Genomic DNA, 17,479 nt, shown 5'->3' on the forward strand with positions numbered 1-17,479 from the left:
CATGGAGCTTATGTTCGCGCTGGTCATTGGCACCCTAACGGGGTCCGGGGTCTACCTGATGATGCGGGCCCGTACCTTTCCGGTCATTGTCGGCCTAACCCTACTATCCTATGGCGTCAATCTGTTCCTGTTTTCGTCCGGGCGACTGATGTCCGGGGGCCAGCCCATTATTGGGAGCACGGAAAACTACTCCGACCCACTGCCCCAGGCTCTGGTTCTGACCGCCATCGTCATAGGTTTCGCCATGACTGCCTTCCTGGTTGTGCTTTCACTGCGCAGTCGCGCTGACACCAATGAAGATCACGTTGATGGTCAGCGTGAGCACCGGCGGGTACGGCCTGCTCCGGATGAAGCGGAGGAGCCGCGCAAATGAACCACTGGCTCACCGCACCGCTGCTGATACCGTTGTTTGGCGGCCTGCTCCAGATATTCATGACCTATGCCCCCTTGCAGTTGCGGCGCACGCTGGCCCTTGCGACTTCTGCCCTCACCGTGGTTGCAGCGGTAATATTGCTCGGTCTCGCTGACGACGGCACCTACCGGGCCTATGCCCTCGGCAACTGGCCACCGCCATTCGGAATCGTGCTGGTGCTTGACCGTCTTGCGGCATTGATGGTCTTCATGGCCGCGCTGCTGGCGTTTTTCTGCCATCTGTTCTCGATCCGGGGCACGGACGAAGAGGGCGACTACTTCCATGCCCTGTTTCTGTTTCAGATTTTCGGGCTCAACATCGCGTTCCTGACCGGCGACCTGTTCAACCTGTTTGTGGCCTTTGAGGTGTTACTAATTGCATCCTACGGCCTGCTCATGCATGGCAGGGGTTCGAAACGGACGGTACCCGGACTGCACTACGTGGTTCTGAACCTCATCGGCTCGGCGATGTTCCTGATAGCCGTAGGCATGATTTATGGCGTGACCGGCACCCTGAACATGGCGGATCTGGCGGTGATCGTGCCGGAACTGGATGCTGAGGATGTGCCGCTGGTCAAGGCGGGCGGATTACTGCTGCTGGTTGTATTCGGTCTCAAGGCGGCCGTGCTGCCGCTCTGCTTCTGGCTACCAAGAGCCTATGCCAACGCAACCGCTCCGGTTGCCGGCCTGTTCGCGGTCATGACCAAGGTTGGCATCTACGCTATTCTTCGGGTCTATACCCTGATATTTGGCGACCAGGCCGGAGAACTGGCCAATCTGGGCATGGACTGGATATTCCCGGCCGCCCTGCTGACCATTGTAGCCGGTGTTATAGGCTCGCTGGGCGCGGCTGGTCTGAGGACCCTGATCGCATGGCAGGTCATCCTGTCGGTGGGCACCCTTCTGGCAGCGGTCGGCCTGAACAATATGGCCGGTACCTCGGCCGCCCTGTTTTACCTGCTCAACACCACTTGGCTGGCCGGTGGCCTGTTCCTGCTGGCAGACCTGATTGCCAATCAACGCGGCACGGTTGGCGACCTAATTGTAACGGCACCCCGTATGCACAGCCGCCCGCTCCTCGGCGTACTGTTCCTGCTCGGCGCCACGGCCATCGCCGGCCTGCCGCCCCTGAGCGGTTTCTTTGCCAAACTGTATATCCTTAAGGCAGCGGCCCCTGGGGCACAAATGGCCTGGCTCTGGTCAATTGTCCTGATCGGCGGCTTCATGACTTTGATCGCCTTCAGCCGTGCCGGCAGTATTGTGTTCTGGCGCAATGTAGAGGGTCACGTGGACAACCCCGGCAAGCTCACCCTGCCGGTATCAGTATCTGCCGGGGCGCTGATCGGAATGACCGTAGCCATTGTGGTTCTGGCAGCCCCGATTTCCCGCTATACCGATGCCACCGCGGCGCAACTCCACGAACCCTCGGGTTATATATCCATCCTTGGTACCAAAGCGGTGAAGGGAGAAGGGCAATGAACAAGCGTTTCGGATTCCCCAAACCCTATCTCACCATCGCGCTGTTCCTGGTCTGGCATCTGCTGGCAGGCGAGATTTCAGGTGCCACGGTGGTCATGGGTCTGCTACTGGGCTGGCTGCTGCCCCTGCTGACCCAGTCCCTCTGGCCCGACAAGCCCGGGCTGCGCAAGCCCTGGCTGGTGCCGTTATACGTGGCCCGGGTTACCTACGACATTGTTGTGGCCAGTGTGGACGTCGCTATCCTGGTACTTAACTTCAGGCGCTCCCCCAGGCCGGCATTTATATCCTATCAGCTCAAACTGACCCACCCCATGGCCATCAGTACCCTGGCCGGCACTATATCCCTGACTCCCGGTACCGTCAGCGCCGATATCAGCGACGACGGCACCCTGCTGTTGATCCACGCGCTTGACGTGGAGGATGATCAGGCCCTGATCGATGCGATCCACAACCGCTATGAGAAGCCATTGCAGGAGATGTTCCCATGATCGCTTTTGCCCTGCCGTTTGCCATTGCCCTGATGTCCCTGGCGCTGTTACTGAACCTTTACCGACTGTTCAGGGGGCCGGATGCCCCGGACCGGATTCTCGCCCTCGATACGCTTTACATTAATGCGATAGCGCTCATCGTTTTGCTGGGCATGAGCCTGTCTACCCGGCTCTATCTGGAGGCCGCCCTACTGATTGCTGTCATGGGCTTTGTAGGAACGGTCGCACTGGCGAAATATCTTAAGCGCGGCAGTGTAATCGAGTAGTGGCGATCGCTGCCCGGCCGCCAATTATAAAAAGGAGCTGACATGGAATTTGTACTTGAACTGGTTGTCGCCGTACTGCTGATTGTCGGTAGCGGCTTTGCCCTGGTAGGCGCCATAGGTCTGGCACGGCTGCCAGACTTTTTCACCCGGCTGCACGGCCCTACCAAGGCGTCCACGATGGGCGTGGGTAGCATTGTGCTGGCGTCAATTGTGTTTTTTGTCGATCAGGGCAAGGGCTTTTCCCTGTCAGAACTGCTGCTTATGGTATTCATCGTGATGACGGCCCCGGTGAGTGCCAACCTGCTGGCAAAGGCTGCCATGCACCTTCAGGTTCGAACCACTGACGACACCCGAGGTAATACCTGGGACCAGTAATAACGCCCAGGTCAGGCAGGAGCCAACGCGCCTATCAGCAACGCTATGGCAACCACGAGCAGAATACCGAAGACCGCCCACAGCACCCGGGGTAGCCACGCGGGGGCGGGCTTTGGCGGTATCAGCTGGTGCTCGATGTGTTCCCTTAAAAGTCGGGCGTTACGGTCGTTCGCCCGCCAGACCAGGTCAAAGGCGTCGCCGAACACAGGCACCAGCCCGACCACAAAGTCCACCGCCACATTGCCCAGCATCTTGCCTACGACCCTGGGACCCACTTTGAGACCGATGGCCTCGCTGATCACATAGAAAGACAGCCCCAGGCCAACGGCATCGCCGATTCCCGGAATCAGGCCAATAATCGGATCCAGTCCGAACCGGATGCGAGTGAAGGGAACCCGGAACCGGCTGTCGAGTAGCCCGGCGTAACGATTCAGTCTTGCCAGGGCCCTCTCATACTGGGCATTGCTGACCCGAGCCCCTGGTCCATCTTCCGGAAAATTCCTTGGTGCTGGCATTCTAACGTCCTTATTTTGCCGTATAGTAGGCGATCTCAAATTTCAGGAGGCATGTCTGTGTTAAAGATTAACGAGTATTTCGATGGTAAGGCAAAGTCCATTTCATTCCAGACTTCAACCCTGCCTGCCACCGTCGGCGTTATCAGCCCCGGCGATTACGAGTTCGGCACCTCGAAAAAAGAAACCATGACGGTTATCAGCGGCGTTCTCACCGTGCTGCTGCCCGGCATGACCGACTGGATGGTCTATGGTGCGGGTGAAGGTTTCGAGGTCGCCGGACAGGCCAGCTTCAAGGTCAAAACCGACATCGATACCGCTTATCTCTGCACTTATGAGTGAATCTGCCTCTATGGGTGAAGCACCGTCCGGTGTTCACGATCGCCTGAACCGGTTCATTGGACACCAGTAGTAAAACGATACTGCAGGGCATTCAGGTCTGCAGTACTTTCCTTTGTGTCTACGGTTCCGGTTTTACGGGAACTGTGTCAAATTGAAACTCTTGTCTCGCTACAAAACCAACACTCGAGAAAAGAGGACCAATCTCCATGGCACAGACCAAGCTGCTTTCCCCGGCCAATAATGCCCACCAGTACCCGTTACTGATCAAACAGCTCTTACTGTCAGCTCCCCGCTACGCGCCGGACCAGGAAATCATCTACGCCAACCGGAGCAAATACACCTATCGGGATCTGGTCGAGCGCATCCACAGACTGGCCAACGCCCTTACCCAGGCCGGCGTGGGCCCGGGTGATACCGTCGCCGTCCTGGACTGGGACACCCCCCGTTACCTGGAATGCTTTTTCGCGGTACCCATGATCGGCGCGGTGCTGCATACAGTGAACGTACGCCTGTCGCCGGAGCAAATTGTCTACACCATGAACCACGCCGAAGATGATCTGGTTCTGGTTCATGACGACTTTGTCCCGTTACTGGAACAGGTCAGTGACGAGCTGACGACGGTCAAGGGTTATATCCAGCTCACCGACGAAAGCAAAGCCAAGGACACCAGGCTCAAATCCCAAGGCGAGTATGAAGCCCTGCTGTCAAAGGCAGACAGTCACTTCGACTTTCCCGATTTCGATGAGAACAGCATTGCCACCACCTTCTACACAACAGGCACCACGGGCAACCCCAAGGGCGTGTTCTTCAGTCATCGTCAGCTGGTGCTGCATACCATGGCGACCGCTGCCAATTTCTCTGCCTACGATGAATGCCCGCTGATGCGATCGTCAGGGGTGTATATGCCGATCACGCCCATGTTTCACGTACACGCCTGGGGCGTACCCTATGCCGCCACCATGCTGGGCATGAAACAGGTCTACCCCGGCCGTTATGAGCCCGAGTTACTGGTTGACCTGCTGAAGACCCATAAGGTGACCTTCTCCCATTGTGTGCCCACGATCATGCAGATGCTGATGGCCACCGAAAGCATAAAAACCGCCGACCTCAGTAACTGGCAGGTCCTGATCGGCGGCAGTGCGCTGACTGAAGGCCTGTGCCGGGCCGGCGCCAAGCTGGGCATCCGGATGTACACCGGCTATGGCATGTCGGAGACTGGCCCTCTGCTGACCGCAACCCACCTGCAGCCCGAAGACCTGGACCTGCCCCTGGAACAACAGTGTTCAAAACGGGTTAAGACGGGCATGCCGGTGCCACTGACTGAAATTCGTATTCTCGACCCTGAAGGCAATTCCCTGCCCCATGATGGTGAAGCAAAAGGCGAAGTGGTCGCCCGGGCGCCCTGGCTCACCCAGAGCTACCTGAAAGAGCCAGAGAAAGGCGAAGCTCTGTGGGAAGGTGGCTGGCTCCATACCGGCGACGTGGCCAGCATCGAGCCCGACAGCACGCTGGTGATCAAGGACCGTATCAAGGACGTGATCAAGACCGGTGGCGAGTGGCTGTCCTCCCTGGATCTGGAAAACCTGATCAGTCAGCATCCCGCCGTGGCCGGTGCTGCCGTGGTCGGGGTGCCCGATGAGAAATGGGGCGAGCGTCCCCATGCGCTGGTGGTTCTGGAGCCCGGCGAGACAGCGGATGTCAAGACCCTGCAGGAGCACCTGCAGAAGTTTGTTGATTCCGGCGAAATCAACAAGTGGGCAATCCCCGGCAAATTCGATTTTGTCGACGACATTCCCAAAACCAGCGTCGGCAAGATCAACAAGAAACTGATCCGGGACCAGATCAAGTAACAGCCCCCAGGCGGGCGGTGGAAGCCGCCCGCCTGGCTCTGCGTTAGTTGGGCCCCGCAGTCAGGCCACATTTTCATGCGAAATCGTAGCGTCCGCCTTTTGCCAGTGCCCGCTGGTAGGCCGGGCGTTCATGCATACGCTTGACGTAGGCGACGATGCTGGGCCGCGTGCTTTTGTCCACCAGATGGCGGGCGACCGATGCCTCCAGGGGAAAACTCATCTGGATATCGGCAGCGCTGAGCTCATCCCCCAGGAACCAGGTGTTCTTCGCCAGGTGGCTCTCGACGAAATCCATGTGGGTCTTGATCTGGGGCCCGATGAAGGTCTTGTTGGTTTTGTCCGCTATACCCTTGGCGACAGGTTTGATAAAGAACGGCATGGGACTGGTTTTGACCTTTTCGAACACCAGGCGCATGACCAGCGGCGGCATCAGCGAGCCTTCGGCGTAGTGCAGCCAATAGGTGTAATCGAGCCAGGCCTGGGTGCCCGCCGGCGGCAGCATGGCGTCCTTGCCATAGGTGTGCGCCAGGTAGTCGATGATTGCCCCGGATTCAGCCACCGTGAGGTCACCATCGGTGATAACCGGCGACTTACCCAATGGGTGCACTTTCTTCAGACTGGCAGGCGCCAGCATGGTCTTGGGATCTCTTTCGTAACGCTTTATCTCATAGGGAACCCCCAACTCCTCGAGCATCCAGAGAATACGCTGGGACCGGGAATTATTGAGGTGGTGAACTGTGATCATGGAGCACTCCGCTTAGTCGTGATTGGCAAACAGACTAACAGAGTAGGGTCGAAACCGCCTGATGGTTCACTTTCGGGCAACAAGCCAGGTCAGTGACCCGACTTGTCCCTTTCGATGCCGCGTCTCTTGGCCGGCCTACCTGCTCATCCCTGTAAACGCAAAGTCCACCTCGGGCTTACGCCCTGAAATAATGTCTGCGATGGCGGCTGCCGAGCCGCAGGAGTGAGTCCAGCCCAGGGTACCGTGGCCGGTGTTCAGGTAGAGGTTACGGTAACGGCTTTTCCCGATATAAGGCACGTTGGAGGGTGTCGCGGGCCGAAGGCCGGCCCAGAACTCGGCCTGGTCCCAATAGCCTGCTTCCGGCATGATGTCAGCGGCGCGCCTGAGGATGGCCCGGCAACGGACTTTGTTCAGGTCACGACTGTACCCGCTGAGCTCTGCCGTTCCGGCCACCCGCATCCGGTCACCCAGACGCGAATACACCAGCTTGTACTCATCATCGGTGAGGCTGACACTAAACGCTGCTTCGGCATTTTTGACCGGGACCGTGATGGAGTAGCCCTTGGCCGGGTAGATGTTCAGGAACAGTCCGAGGCTGCGGGCAACAGGAGCGCTGAAGCTGCCAAGGCTGAGGACGTAGCCGTCGGCTCGCATGGTACCGTGATGTCCGTCTTTCAGGGTGTGCACGCCAGCGATACTGTCACGGGTATGGTCGAAGCCGAGGATCTCGGTTCCGTACTGGAAGACCACCCCTGCCTCGGCGGCTTTATCTGCCAGGCCCTGGGTGAACTTCCTGGCGTCACCGGATTCATCGTCGGAAGTGTAGGTGGCGCCCACGATCCGTTCGCTGATCGGTTTGAGGGCCGGCTCCAGTTCAACGGCTCGGGCGCGATCAATCACCTGCCTGTCGCAGCCCAGTTCCCGCATGATGCGGGTCGGCTCCAGGGCGCTATCAAACTCTTTCTGGCTGGTGTAGAAGTGCAGGATGCCTTTTTCCAGGTGGTCATAGTCAATGCCCAACTGCTTCCGGACGGCCTGTAACTGGCCGCGGCTATAGGTACCCAAATTGACCATCTGGCGGATATTATAGGACGCCCTGGCGTTAGTGCATTGCCTCAGAAAACTCAGACCCCAGCGCCATTGGGCCGGGTCCATGCGGAACTTGAACAGCAACGGGGCGTCTGCCTGGGTCAGCCATTTAAGCATTTTCAGAGGGGCGGCCGGGTTTGCCCAAGGCTCGGCATGGGATACGGAGATCTGGCCGCCATTGGCATAGCTGGTCTCAACCCCCGGCTTGCCCTGACGATCAATGACTGTGACGTCGTGGCCCGCCTGCCTGAGAAACCAGGCAGTTGTGACCCCGACGACACCCGCGCCCATGACCAGTATGTGCATGCCTGTCCTCCCCGTTGCGAATGTCAACGCCCTATTGTAGTGACTGAATCCAGGCTTTGCGCCCCAGACCATCAGCCACCCGAGCGGCGGACTTTCCAGCCCCTGGCTTCCAGCAGCGGCATCAAAAGATCGCGCTGGTCACCCTGGATTTCGATGACGCCGTCCTTGACGGTACCCCCGGTTCCACATTTGGCTTTCAGTGCTTTCGCCAGGGCCTTCAGATCGGCTTCAGCCAGGGGCACGCCGGTTACCAGGGTGACGCCCTTGCCTTTGCGTCCTTTGGTCTCACGGCTGACCCTTACAGTGCCATCACCTTCAGGAATCCTGGGGGCGCCGCATGAGCATTCCGCTACCGCATTTCCACAACCCGGGCACATACGACCCTGGTCCGTGGAAAAGACCAGTCCGCCAGCGGATCGTTTTTTCATGATGCACTCCTGTACCGGTTATGGCTGCAGAGGTTGTGATTGACGAGGTCGTGCCAGATTACTGGTCTGAGATTCGGTTAGGGATAGGACAGACAGGACGCAAGGCCGCTCCGGGCCTCACTATAGCAGGAATCATGAGCCGATGAAGAACACCAGCAGGGCCATGAAAAAGCCCCGCTTGCGCTTTTGTGATGCCAGAGGCGCCAGCAGGAGAGGTTCACCGCCCTGATCCTGTGCCTGGCCGTGCCCCGCTTCGAATTCATCGACCAGGTCTGACCGATCCTCGGCGAGGATTCCGTCCGCACGCTCGACCATGTCCTCCTGGACGCGTAATCGCACACCGCCGAGGGCATCGGAAAGCATCCACTGCATATTGATGGTGTGCTCATCCGCTACCAGGGCGGTAATACCCTCGGACTCCAGCCGTGCCCTTGCCAGGTGGGCCTCGAAAGGCAATGAATACTGGCGGACAGTGACCCAGGACAAGGCCTCAGCCTCCTGGTGGATACTTGCTGAACATGTCAGCAACGATGGCATCGATCAATTCGCGCCGGGTATCGGGCGCCTGGTCCTCGTTGAGGTAGCGCTTGCTTGCGGCGCGCCAGACCACGCGATCGCTGGTGCTGTCGATAAGCTCCACTATCAGCTTGCCCTCCTCGACTTCACGGACCGGCGGCGCTGTGGACAGGCCGAACCCGAATGGCCCGCGGCCAAGGCCGAGGCCGTAGGAGAAGCCGGTGGTATCGAGTCGCTCCACGGTTTCAATGCCGTAGGAGACCAGGAGGTCAGCTTCCTCCTGTGGCTCCCTGGCAAGGTTCTTGCCCTCCAGTGCAGTTTCAATGGCAGCCTCTATTCGTGCAGCGTCCAGTGAGAGCGCCTGCTTCTCGCCGGTCTTGTCTGCAAACGCCCAGGTGTCGTAGCTGGCGAACTCTGTGCCCGAATCATAGTCGGTCGCAACGTTACTGGCGCAGCCTGCTAGCAGCAGCACCATGACTGAGGTTATCCACATTCGCATCATTTAACGGACTCCTGTCTCTGTATCCCATGCAATTGAATGCCTTTGACAACAGTATACGCACTGTCATGCCAAACGGAGGCCTGGCCCGGCCTAACTGTCCAGACTGTAATCCATTCCCTGGGCGCCACAAAACGCCAGCAGTGCCTCAAGATGCGCGTCCGGAACCTCCAGCCTCACCGAAACCCCGGTATCGTAACCGACGGCTTTAATCTCGGCGTCATGCTGACCAGCCCAGTGGCGCAGGGCCTGCTCCAGGGCAAAGTCGAGGGCCAGCGTGACCGCTGTCAGAGCGGACGGCACTGTTCGCTCGACCTCAGACAGAACGCTTTCAGCAGCGCCGGCGTAAGCCCTGACGAGGCCGCCCGCGCCCAGCTTAACACCGCCAAAATAGCGGACGACCGTCACCAGCACATCACCCATGTCCTTGTGCTGGATGACCCCCAGAATAGGCTTGCCGGCGGTACCGGAAGGTTCGCCATCATCATTCATGCCTGCTTCCGCCGCCGACCCTGGCTTCCCGATCTGATAGGCCCAGCAAAGGTGCCTGGCGGCCGGATGCTCCGAGCGTATACGGGCAACCTGTAACTGCATGTCCTCCCGGCTGTGGACAGGCGCCACCCGGGCGATGAAATGGCTTTTCCTGACTTCGGTTTCCCGCTCCAGGGCCCCGGCTGGTATGGGATAGGCTTTCATCGCTCACCTCCCGGAGTATGGGTTAGCGGCTGGTGGACCATGAGCCCGCTTCGGACTACCCGCAAAGCCATGTCAGCGCCCACCGGTGAAGACCGGCCAGCTCAGAATCACCCTCAGGCCTCCTTCCGGGGGCAGCTGGGCCGTGATCTCGCCATCGTGGGTTTTCATGATGTCCCGGGCTATGGCCAGACCCAGGCCCCAGCCGTCCCCGGTTCTGGACTCATCTGCGCGGTAGAACGGCTCGAACAGCTTGGCCAGGGTGGTTTCGGGCACCCCAGGTCCGGAATCGGTGACCACGCATCGCAACCGGTCTTTCTGGCAGCTTACCTCGAGGACCACAGTGCGGCCCGGCGGCGTATGGTCCAGGGCATTCTGAAGCACGTTATCCAGGGCCCGGTGCAGCATACCCTCATCCCCAAGGACTGTGGCCCCCCTGCACTGGGGCGACACACTAAGATGGCAGTCCACTCCGCGGCGCTCTGCATAGTCCGTGGCATCCTGCAGGACATGGTTGACGACCCGTACCAGAGGCACAGGCTCGCGGCTGATGTCGCCGCCCTGTTCCGACAACCGGTAAAGGGTCAGGATCTGGGCGGTCATGACCTCCATGCGTTCATTCTGGCGCAGAATACTCGCCATCAGCTCCCGGTCGGCGTCGCCATCGCTGGCCAGCTCGATGGCGATACGCTGACGGGTCAGAGGCGTACGCAGGTCGTGGGATATATCCCGCACCAGATGCTTCTGTCTCTCAAGCAGGTTCCAGAGCTGATCAGTCATGGTATTGAAAGCCCGTGCCAGAGCACCGATCTCATCATGCCGGTTGGCGATACGGTCAGGCACCCTGAGCGACGTATCCCCATCGGCAATGGCCCGGGCGGTGGATTCAACCTGCCGCAGCGGCCGGGAGATCCGGCGTGCTATCCACCAGCAACCGAGGGTAATGATGACAAAGCCCAGGCTGATCTCGAGGATGCGGAAAAACCGGGGATCAAGCCAGCCTTCGCCGCCTACCCGGGGCCAGGCCACCAACCTGAACCCGTCGGCAACCTCGAGCACCGCTGGCTGATGCCGATACCAGCCGCCGCCCATGCGTTCGCGAATATGCTTGGGCAGGACGTTGTCCGAACCCTCCGGTTTTTGGCCGTTATCCCCGGACTCGACCAGTAGCAGGTGAAGGTCCAGCGCCTGTCCCTGCTCCTTGAGGTAGCGCCAGGCTGCTCCCCGGCCCTCACTGGAACGTACCTGTAGAGCCTCGGCCGCGATATCCCTCAGGCCTTCCTGACGTTCGATGGCGGAACGTTCCCGGTCAATAAGCTCTTGGGTGGTAAAATTGCTGACCAGCAAGGTCAGCGCCATAGCCAGCCAGATCATGCCAAAGATGCGCCAGAACAGGGGAAACGGGAGTCCCATCAGGACGTGCTCCGGTAGCTGTAGCCCAGCCCGCGGACGGTTTCTATTCTGGGGAGATCGTCGTCGCCCAGCTTACGTCGAAGGTTACTTATGTGCATATCCAGGGTCCTGTCATGGGAAGCCAGCCGCCGACCGCGGGCCCTCTGCATCAGGTCGGTCTTGCGTACCACACTGCCCGCGCGGGCCAGCAGCTGCCTCAACTCCGGATCGTCCTCGACTAACAGTACCCTGTTCTGCATGCTTGCTCTCTTTTTGCGCTTATGCCAAGTCTAGCATGGCCGAAACCCCGGGCCATTTATCGAAGCTGCCGGTTTACACAACCTCTACGAGACACTGACGACGCCTGACTTCCGGCATCTATGCTTGTCTGGGTCAGCAACTCCCTAATTATGTAGCCCCCTGGCGCCAGGACCGTTTACTGACAACCTGGTGGTGATCCAGGGGTAGGTTATGACGTAAGCTGCCCTAGGCTTAAACCAAAGCCGAAGCCTATTTGAGGAGTTCGCCCGCAGCCATGACCCAACCTGCTACGCCCGGTTTCTGCATAAAGACCCTGAGTTCGATTACCGAGATTCCGGAAGCCCTCTGGGACAGTTTCAGCGATGGCAGCAACCCCTTCCTCCGCCACCGTTTCCTGAGCGCCCTGGAAACCACCGGATGCACCACAGCTGCAACAGGCTGGGCCCCGGCCCACCTGGTGTTCTATCACCACGACCGCCCGGTTGGGGTCAGCCCCGCCTATCTGAAAAGCCATTCCATGGGCGAGTATGTATTTGACTGGGCGTGGGCCGATGCCTTTGAACGGTATGGGCTTGAGTATTATCCCAAACTGCTCATTGCCATACCCTTCACGCCTTCCGAGGGTCCAAGACTTCTGCTAGAGCCCGGGTTTCGCAGCCAACTGACAGCGCCACAGCTCGAGGCTGCCCTGGACAGCGTCGCCGGAGAACTGGGGGTCCACTCCTGGCATCTGCTGTTCCCGGATGAAGCTGACCAGGAGCTACTGGTGCCCACCGGAAAACTTCAACGCCTGGGTTGCCAGTTCCACTGGTACAACCGTGGCTACCAGAGCTTCGAGGACTTTCTTGCCACCCTAACGTCCCGCAAGCGCAAGAGTATCCGCAAGGAGCGCCGCCAGGTCGAGGAACAGGACATCGGATTTATCCAATACCCGGGCACCGGGCTGCCGGACCATGTGCTGAAGGCCTTCTATGTGTTCTATCAGGCCACCTACCTCAAGCGGGGGCAGCGCCCTTATCTGAACCTGGCTTTCTTCCAGGCGCTAACGGAAAACCAGCCAGAGCAGGTCCATATCACCATGGCGGTGAAAGACGGGCAGATGATTGCAGGTGCCCTGTTTCTCCACGGCGGCGGCACGCTCTACGGGCGGTATTGGGGCTGTCTCGAAGAATACAGCCACCTGCACTTCGAGACCTGCTACTACCAGGGCATCGAGCTGGCCATTGCACGTGGGCTTCACTGTTTTGACGCCGGTGCCCAAGGCGAACACAAGCTGGTGCGTGGTTTCGAGCCGGAGCTGACCCATTCCTGGCACTGGGTGTTTCACCCCGGCTTCGAGGATGCGCTGGACCAGTTCTGCAGGGAGGAGCGGGCCCAGACCCGCGCCTATCGGCAAGCTGCACTGGCAGCCCTGCCCTACCGACAGGCAGACTAGCCCGAACATCGGGTAGACGGGACTAGCGCATGGCGGTCACTGACAGGGTATGAAACTCATCAAGGGCAAACTGGTCGGTCATGCCGCTGACCATGTCCTGGATCAGCCGGCAACGGGCGTAGCGTTCCCAGACCTCAGCATCCGTCGGGGAGGTCTCACGCATGGCAAGATATGCCCGCACGTGCTTGTTGGGCAGGCGCTTGTAAAGCCGGCTTTCCACCAGCAGGCCTTTCTGCTGGCCGGCCAGCAGGCGGTCGAAGTCACTGCGTGACAAAAGAAGCAGTGGCTTGAAGTGGTCCAGCAGGCCGGTAATGATCCGATAGCCCTGCAACTCCAGTGTCTCCACTTCCGGCACCGAGAACACGTGGGTCACCGCGACTCGCTTGAATGTTTCAATAACGGCGTGGCAGGCGGAATCGTCTTCCAGCAGGGCCCGGTTAAGGTCTCCTGCACAGACAGCCTCGAGATTGGCGACAAACGCCTGGGCAGCATGGCGCACCAACGGGTGAATCACCTTTACTCGAAGCCAGACAAAGAACTCATGGTCTTTGTTTATGGATTCGCTCTCTGCGCGTTTACGGGCAAATTCAACCAGATCCCGAAACGACTCATTACCCAGTTCAGCATGGGACGCTGAACCCGGGTGAAGCCCGTCGAAGGTGCTGATCAGTTGGCTGGCCAGTTCATTGTAGGTCATCAGTCCCTTGTCGACGCCGTCCTCAAGATCGGCGAGACAGTAAGAGATATCGTCGGCGGCTTCCATGACATAGGCGAGCGGGTGCCGATGGCCGGGCGTCATGCCAAGGGCCGTTTGCATGTCCTGGACGAACGCTGACTCGGAATAGTAATACCCTGGCTTTTTCCTCAGGTACGACAACGGCTCTCCCGCCTCCGGACGGGGTTCCGTTGCGGGGCGCGTATACTTGAACACAGCGGCGGCCTGCACATAAGTGAGGTTCAGCTTGAGCAGGTTGGAAATCAACCGTATGCCCTGGGCATTACCTTCGAAGCTCTTCAATTCATGGGCCAGCTGGGCCTTGAGGGAGCCTGTCTCTTCGGTATCGGCATCCCGGAATGGCGCCAGTTCGTGAAGGTGGTCGTTGAACCACTTGGAAAGCGCGGCCTCACCGAAATGCCCGAACGGCGGATTGCCGATATCGTGCATCAGGCAGGCCATTTCCACCAGGGTCTCTGTGGCACGTTCAAGGCCGCCAAGCCCCAGCTCATCAACCCGGCTACCCAGGCTGCGGAATATGGTACGCACAATGAAACGACCGGTCTGCTGCACCTCAAGGGAATGGGTGAGCCGGCTTCTCACGGCCGCATTGCGCTCAAGGGGGAAAACCTGGGTTTTCTGCTGCAGACGGCGTACCGCAGCCGAGTTGATGATTCGCCCGCGGTCACTCTCCAGCTGGTCTTCGAACCTCTGGATACCGCAGGCCGCTACACTGAAGCGGGTGCTATCGACGCCCTCTGCCGTGCGGTTATAGGGGCGCTGGAGGGAGAATCTGGGAGCAAAATCTGTCATGTCATCCGGTACCTCGATAAACAGTCTGGCAGTGTCACATAACCGTCAGGAACGATCCAGAACCTGGCGACGGCCAGCCGCCCAGCCACGGAACGGCTCGGCCGTTCTGCTGTCAACAGGCTGCTGGAACCAACGACGGGGCTGGTGACAGCGTGATACTTTTTTTCCGCATTCGTAAAGACCTACTCATCGGGTTTACGGCCCATTTTTTGACTCGCCTGCTGTGACAACAGCACTGCTGAAAGGAAAGTCTATAGATGATGACAACGTTCTGGTGGTTGGCCAAAGCAGGACTTCTGCTGCTGCTCTTGCTTGCCGGCCCCCTGTTCATGGCCGCCAGCAGCAACATACAGAGCAACCAGAACTGGTTTGACGCGGACAGATCAAGCGCGGGCATTGCGCCCAGGGCAGAGGGATTTCCCGAGGCCATCGTGCAGGTTTACGGGGCACGGGCCTTTGGCTGGCGAGGTTACTTTGCCGTGCATACCTGGATCGCCACCAAGCAAGCCGGCGCCAGCAGCTATGTGGTCCATGATGTCACCGGTTGGGGCAGCCACACCGTAAGGTCCCGGCCAGGGGTTCCCGACCGGGCCTGGTACGGCAATGCACCAAGACTTATTGCCGACTTCCGCGGCCAGCGCGCAGCCGAGCTTATCCCGGAAATACAGCAGGCGGTGGCGGATTACCCTTACCCGAACCGCTACGAAGCCTGGCCGGGGCCGAACAGCAACACCTTTGTGGCCTGGGTTATACGCCAGGTGCCAGAGCTGGACGTGGCTCTGCCCAACACCGCCATCGGAAAGGACTACCTGGGGGATGGTTACATCTCGCGTACGCCAGGGGGCCTGGGCTATCAGGTTTCCGCCAACGGCTATGTCGGCCTTCTGGCCAGTGTCAGGGAGGGACTGGAGCTGAACATCATGGGTTTGTCCCTGGGAATTGACCCCCTTGCCCTGGCAATAAAATTGCCTGGCGTGGGTCATCTGGGCTTCCGGGATCCCTGGATGGATAAGGCTGATGCCGCCACTGAAACCGGCACCCTGACCGGCTCCGCTTCAGGCAGTGACAGCCCTGGCGAGCCGAGTGGGCTGTCACTCCGTGACCCGGCAGCGAGCCAGTAAAGCGTCACCGCTGGGGCTGTGCGATGGCCGTATGCCACCCGGCGTTTTTAGCGCCGGGTCCAGTCGCCCCAGCTTAGCGAGACCGCTTGCCTCAGAAGCTGACGGTCAGCCCGAGGCCAAGACCGTCAATAGTGACGTCGTCTTTGTCGAAGTAGCGCATGTACTCCAGGTTGGCAGAGAGTGCGTCGTTAACCGCGAAGTTGACCCCTATACCATAGGACAGATCCGACTCGTCCTCTGTTGAGCTTCCCAGGACATTATCAACTTCCAGCTCATATCGGGTAAAACCCAATATTCCGTATGGGGTTACCGGGGATTCGTTGACCACGCTGAGGGTGCCGTAGGCACCAAAAAAGCTGTTAACCGAAAGCTCAGTGGTGCTGTTGATATCTTCATCCACCACCCCGAAACCAGCTCGCGCTTCAACCCCGAAGTAAGGGTTGACGTGGGCGCCCACTTTGCCTGAAAGCGTACCCAGGTCGGCGTCCAGATCATCGCCGTCAACGTCCACAAAGGTATAGTTGGCGCCGGCATAGAGGCTACCGCCTCCGCTCTTATAGATATCGGCCAGGGCCGGGGCAGACGCGCAAGCCAGCGTGACTGTGGCAATAAGGGCAGGAATCCGATTCATGATGTACCTCTGACTGTTTTGGTTTGAGTTAATTACAACATCCGTGTCGGCATTACCAGGGAAGTTCATCCCCATTGCTGTGCCAGAATGACCCGGTATTATCCAGGGAGAGCGCTTCGATCCGGCGCGCCAGGCCCAGGGCCGCCTCTTCCGGCGTTATGATACCCCCGAAATTGACCATGCGCGTTTTGACATAGCCCGGATGCAACTGGGCGACCGCGATACCCCGCGGTTTCAGGTCCATGGCCAGGGACCTGCCAAAGGCATTCAGGGCGGCCTTGGAGGCGCGATAACCGTAGCGGCCGCCGGAGTCATTATCTGCAATGGATCCCATACGGCTGGTGATGTTGGCGATCTTACTGCCCGATCCCAGGTTGGGCAGCAGCGCCTCGGTCACCCTGAGAGGTCCATAGGCATTCACTTCCATCTGCCTGCGAATGGAATCGAGATCGATGCTGCCCAATTGCTCATCCTGAAGCAGCCCGGCGTTATTGATCAGAAGATCGAGTACCTGGTCTCCCAGCCGGTCTGACAGGCGCTGGATATTATCAGCTTTCGTGATGTCGATATCCTCAATGACCTCCTTTGCCAGGCTATCCAGATCCTCTGAACTCTGCCTGCAGACGCCAATAACACTCCACTCTTCACGGGCATAATGACGGGCAAGCTCCAGCCCAATGCCGCGATTGGCTCCGGTAATCAGGACAGTGGTCATAACCCCTCCTCGCTGTGTGTGGTGAATCCGACGAACGGCAAAGCCTACCATCGCGCCTCACGGGTTCCCATGCCCAGGCGCGTCAGTTTTCCGATCCTGTGATCGGGTCACTCCGGCCGGGCCGCTGCAGGACAGCTCAGCGGGTAAGCACTTCGGCCAGGGTGATCAAAATCAGAAGCCCAAGCCATAACACACCGCCGACGGCGAAAAGCCGGATCAGCCCGTCGCTGGCCCTCAGCCGCATAAAGAACACCATCAGTAACGCAGCCATGGCGGTGGCAATTACATAGTGCAATAGAGGACGCCACGGGCCGGTCATCAGGACATTAAGGCCCACGGTCAGCGCAAGCAGAGCCAGCAGCCCAAGCCAGATGAGGATTGGTTGACGGTAATTCAT

21 protein-coding genes and 1 pseudogene are annotated in these 17,479 nt (G+C 59.2%); 9 read left to right on the forward strand and 13 right to left on the reverse strand.

The features are described 5' to 3' along the window. The first annotated feature begins 1 nt into the window (after position 1). The 5 genes from G7W63_RS05765 to G7W63_RS05785 are packed head-to-tail and all read left to right on the forward strand — an operon-like array spanning position 2 to position 3,019. Positions 2-373, forward strand: coding sequence for a Na+/H+ antiporter subunit C (locus G7W63_RS05765; RefSeq protein ID WP_166254521.1), 372 nt, complete (start codon positions 2-4; stop codon positions 371-373). Then, positions 370-1,890: a monovalent cation/H+ antiporter subunit D gene (locus G7W63_RS05770; protein ID WP_166254524.1), complete on the forward strand. Its 1,521-nt coding sequence runs from the start codon at positions 370-372 to the stop codon at positions 1,888-1,890. The genes G7W63_RS05765 and G7W63_RS05770 overlap by 4 nt, the downstream gene beginning before the upstream one ends. Beyond that, positions 1,887-2,378: a Na+/H+ antiporter subunit E gene (locus tag G7W63_RS05775; protein ID WP_166254527.1), complete on the forward strand. Its 492-nt coding sequence runs from the start codon at positions 1,887-1,889 to the stop codon at positions 2,376-2,378. Before G7W63_RS05770 ends, G7W63_RS05775 begins: the two co-directional genes overlap by 4 nt. Further along, positions 2,375-2,644 (forward strand): K+/H+ antiporter subunit F, encoded by a 270-nt coding sequence (locus G7W63_RS05780; RefSeq protein WP_166254530.1) that lies wholly within the window; start codon positions 2,375-2,377, stop codon positions 2,642-2,644. Before G7W63_RS05775 ends, G7W63_RS05780 begins: the two co-directional genes overlap by 4 nt. A gap of 42 nt (positions 2,645-2,686) precedes the next feature. Then, positions 2,687-3,019 carry a Na+/H+ antiporter subunit G gene (locus G7W63_RS05785; RefSeq protein ID WP_166254533.1) on the forward strand — a complete coding sequence of 111 codons (333 nt, stop codon included), beginning with the start codon at positions 2,687-2,689 and terminating at the stop codon, positions 3,017-3,019. 11 nt (positions 3,020-3,030) lie between these two features. On the opposite strand, the gene G7W63_RS05790 is transcribed toward G7W63_RS05785, so the two are convergent. After that, positions 3,031-3,534: a DUF4112 domain-containing protein gene (locus G7W63_RS05790; RefSeq protein ID WP_166254536.1), complete on the reverse strand. Its 504-nt coding sequence runs from the start codon at positions 3,532-3,534 to the stop codon at positions 3,031-3,033. A 57-nt stretch (positions 3,535-3,591) separates the two neighbouring features. Between G7W63_RS05790 and ppnP the strand changes: the two genes are divergently transcribed. Together ppnP and G7W63_RS05800 are read left to right on the forward strand one after the other, a co-directional pair. Continuing rightward, positions 3,592-3,873 carry a pyrimidine/purine nucleoside phosphorylase gene (gene ppnP / locus G7W63_RS05795; protein ID WP_166254539.1) on the forward strand — a complete coding sequence of 94 codons (282 nt, stop codon included), beginning with the start codon at positions 3,592-3,594 and terminating at the stop codon, positions 3,871-3,873. A 206-nt stretch (positions 3,874-4,079) separates the two neighbouring features. After that, on the forward strand, positions 4,080-5,723 hold the full coding sequence (locus G7W63_RS05800; RefSeq protein ID WP_166254542.1) for a fatty acid--CoA ligase: 1,644 nt from the start codon (positions 4,080-4,082) through the stop codon (positions 5,721-5,723). A 73-nt stretch (positions 5,724-5,796) separates the two neighbouring features. Here G7W63_RS05800 and G7W63_RS05805 read toward each other — a convergent pair whose 3' ends face one another. The 8 genes and pseudogenes from G7W63_RS05805 to G7W63_RS05840 all read right to left on the reverse strand — a co-directional run. Continuing rightward, positions 5,797-6,468: a glutathione S-transferase gene (locus G7W63_RS05805; RefSeq protein WP_166254545.1), complete on the reverse strand. Its 672-nt coding sequence runs from the start codon at positions 6,466-6,468 to the stop codon at positions 5,797-5,799. A 135-nt stretch (positions 6,469-6,603) separates the two neighbouring features. Further along, a complete protein-coding gene (locus tag G7W63_RS05810; protein ID WP_166254548.1) occupies positions 6,604-7,863 on the reverse strand; it encodes a D-amino acid dehydrogenase in 1,260 nt (419 codons plus the stop codon). Positions 7,864-7,934: 71 nt separating this feature from the next. Then, complete coding sequence (locus tag G7W63_RS05815) at positions 7,935-8,291, reverse strand: translation initiation factor Sui1 (protein ID WP_166254551.1); 357 nt, start codon at positions 8,289-8,291, stop codon at positions 7,935-7,937. Between the two features lie 132 nt (positions 8,292-8,423). Then, entirely contained in the window at positions 8,424-8,777 is a 354-nt protein-coding gene (locus G7W63_RS05820) for a putative signal transducing protein (protein ID WP_207308891.1), read from the reverse strand. Positions 8,778-8,781: 4 nt separating this feature from the next. Continuing rightward, complete coding sequence (locus G7W63_RS05825; protein WP_166254556.1) at positions 8,782-9,309, reverse strand: DUF4136 domain-containing protein; 528 nt, start codon at positions 9,307-9,309, stop codon at positions 8,782-8,784. Positions 9,310-9,399: 90 nt separating this feature from the next. After that, complete coding sequence (locus G7W63_RS05830) at positions 9,400-10,002, reverse strand: YigZ family protein (protein WP_166254559.1); 603 nt, start codon at positions 10,000-10,002, stop codon at positions 9,400-9,402. A 72-nt stretch (positions 10,003-10,074) separates the two neighbouring features. After that, positions 10,075-11,412, reverse strand: a complete 1,338-nt coding sequence (locus G7W63_RS05835) for a sensor histidine kinase (RefSeq protein WP_207308892.1) — start codon at positions 11,410-11,412, stop codon at positions 10,075-10,077. After that, positions 11,412-11,612, reverse strand: a pseudogene (locus G7W63_RS05840) (winged helix-turn-helix domain-containing protein); the annotation flags it as partial. The pseudogene G7W63_RS05840 and the gene G7W63_RS05835, both read right to left, overlap by 1 nt. A gap of 314 nt (positions 11,613-11,926) precedes the next feature. On the opposite strand from G7W63_RS05840, the gene G7W63_RS05845 reads away from it, so the two are divergent. After that, positions 11,927-13,087 (forward strand): GNAT family N-acetyltransferase, encoded by a 1,161-nt coding sequence (locus tag G7W63_RS05845; protein ID WP_166254562.1) that lies wholly within the window; start codon positions 11,927-11,929, stop codon positions 13,085-13,087. A 22-nt stretch (positions 13,088-13,109) separates the two neighbouring features. Here G7W63_RS05845 and dgt read toward each other — a convergent pair whose 3' ends face one another. Then, on the reverse strand, positions 13,110-14,615 hold the full coding sequence (gene dgt, locus G7W63_RS05850) for a dGTPase (RefSeq protein WP_166254565.1): 1,506 nt from the start codon (positions 14,613-14,615) through the stop codon (positions 13,110-13,112). A 257-nt stretch (positions 14,616-14,872) separates the two neighbouring features. Here dgt and G7W63_RS05855 point away from each other — a divergent pair, with 257 nt between their 5' ends. Continuing rightward, positions 14,873-15,736 carry a DUF3750 domain-containing protein gene (locus G7W63_RS05855; protein WP_166254567.1) on the forward strand — a complete coding sequence of 288 codons (864 nt, stop codon included), beginning with the start codon at positions 14,873-14,875 and terminating at the stop codon, positions 15,734-15,736. A gap of 91 nt (positions 15,737-15,827) precedes the next feature. Here G7W63_RS05855 and G7W63_RS05860 read toward each other — a convergent pair whose 3' ends face one another. From G7W63_RS05860 to G7W63_RS05870, 3 genes are all read right to left on the reverse strand, one after another. Beyond that, a complete protein-coding gene (locus tag G7W63_RS05860; RefSeq protein WP_166254570.1) occupies positions 15,828-16,367 on the reverse strand; it encodes a porin family protein in 540 nt (179 codons plus the stop codon). A 52-nt stretch (positions 16,368-16,419) separates the two neighbouring features. Next, the gene (locus tag G7W63_RS05865) at positions 16,420-17,082 is read right to left on the reverse strand and encodes an SDR family oxidoreductase (RefSeq protein ID WP_166254572.1); all 663 of its coding nucleotides are present in this window, start codon (positions 17,080-17,082) and stop codon (positions 16,420-16,422) included. 136 nt (positions 17,083-17,218) lie between these two features. Beyond that, positions 17,219-17,479 carry a cytochrome C oxidase subunit IV family protein gene (locus G7W63_RS05870; protein ID WP_166254575.1) on the reverse strand — a complete coding sequence of 87 codons (261 nt, stop codon included), beginning with the start codon at positions 17,477-17,479 and terminating at the stop codon, positions 17,219-17,221.

The organism is Marinobacter salicampi, assembly GCF_011074795.1.
GTDB lineage: Bacteria > Pseudomonadota > Gammaproteobacteria > Pseudomonadales > Oleiphilaceae > Marinobacter > Marinobacter salicampi.

Bases quoted from the DNA above. Each gene is read 5' to 3' on its own strand.
- G7W63_RS05870 (WP_166254575.1), bottom strand. From the start codon at position 17,479: ATGAATTACCGTCAACCAATCCTCATCTGGCTTGGGCTGCTGGCTCTG.
- G7W63_RS05805 (WP_166254545.1), bottom strand. From the start codon at position 6,468: ATGATCACAGTTCACCACCTCAATAATTCCCGGTCCCAGCGTATTCTC.
- dgt (WP_166254565.1), bottom strand. From the start codon at position 14,615: ATGACAGATTTTGCTCCCAGATTCTCCCTCCAGCGCCCCTATAACCGC.
- G7W63_RS05775 (WP_166254527.1), top strand. From the start codon at position 1,887: ATGAACAAGCGTTTCGGATTCCCCAAACCCTATCTCACCATCGCGCTG.
- G7W63_RS05835 (WP_207308892.1), bottom strand. From the start codon at position 11,412: ATGGGACTCCCGTTTCCCCTGTTCTGGCGCATCTTTGGCATGATCTGG.
- G7W63_RS05855 (WP_166254567.1), top strand. From the start codon at position 14,873: ATGATGACAACGTTCTGGTGGTTGGCCAAAGCAGGACTTCTGCTGCTG.
- G7W63_RS05800 (WP_166254542.1), top strand. From the start codon at position 4,080: ATGGCACAGACCAAGCTGCTTTCCCCGGCCAATAATGCCCACCAGTAC.
- G7W63_RS05825 (WP_166254556.1), bottom strand. From the start codon at position 9,309: ATGATGCGAATGTGGATAACCTCAGTCATGGTGCTGCTGCTAGCAGGC.
- G7W63_RS05865 (WP_166254572.1), bottom strand. From the start codon at position 17,082: ATGACCACTGTCCTGATTACCGGAGCCAATCGCGGCATTGGGCTGGAG.
- G7W63_RS05765 (WP_166254521.1), top strand. From the start codon at position 2: ATGGAGCTTATGTTCGCGCTGGTCATTGGCACCCTAACGGGGTCCGGG.
- G7W63_RS05770 (WP_166254524.1), top strand. From the start codon at position 370: ATGAACCACTGGCTCACCGCACCGCTGCTGATACCGTTGTTTGGCGGC.
- G7W63_RS05780 (WP_166254530.1), top strand. From the start codon at position 2,375: ATGATCGCTTTTGCCCTGCCGTTTGCCATTGCCCTGATGTCCCTGGCG.
- G7W63_RS05860 (WP_166254570.1), bottom strand. From the start codon at position 16,367: ATGAATCGGATTCCTGCCCTTATTGCCACAGTCACGCTGGCTTGCGCG.
- G7W63_RS05815 (WP_166254551.1), bottom strand. From the start codon at position 8,291: ATGAAAAAACGATCCGCTGGCGGACTGGTCTTTTCCACGGACCAGGGT.
- G7W63_RS05845 (WP_166254562.1), top strand. From the start codon at position 11,927: ATGACCCAACCTGCTACGCCCGGTTTCTGCATAAAGACCCTGAGTTCG.
- G7W63_RS05830 (WP_166254559.1), bottom strand. From the start codon at position 10,002: ATGAAAGCCTATCCCATACCAGCCGGGGCCCTGGAGCGGGAAACCGAA.
- G7W63_RS05810 (WP_166254548.1), bottom strand. From the start codon at position 7,863: ATGCACATACTGGTCATGGGCGCGGGTGTCGTCGGGGTCACAACTGCC.
- G7W63_RS05785 (WP_166254533.1), top strand. From the start codon at position 2,687: ATGGAATTTGTACTTGAACTGGTTGTCGCCGTACTGCTGATTGTCGGT.
- G7W63_RS05790 (WP_166254536.1), bottom strand. From the start codon at position 3,534: ATGCCAGCACCAAGGAATTTTCCGGAAGATGGACCAGGGGCTCGGGTC.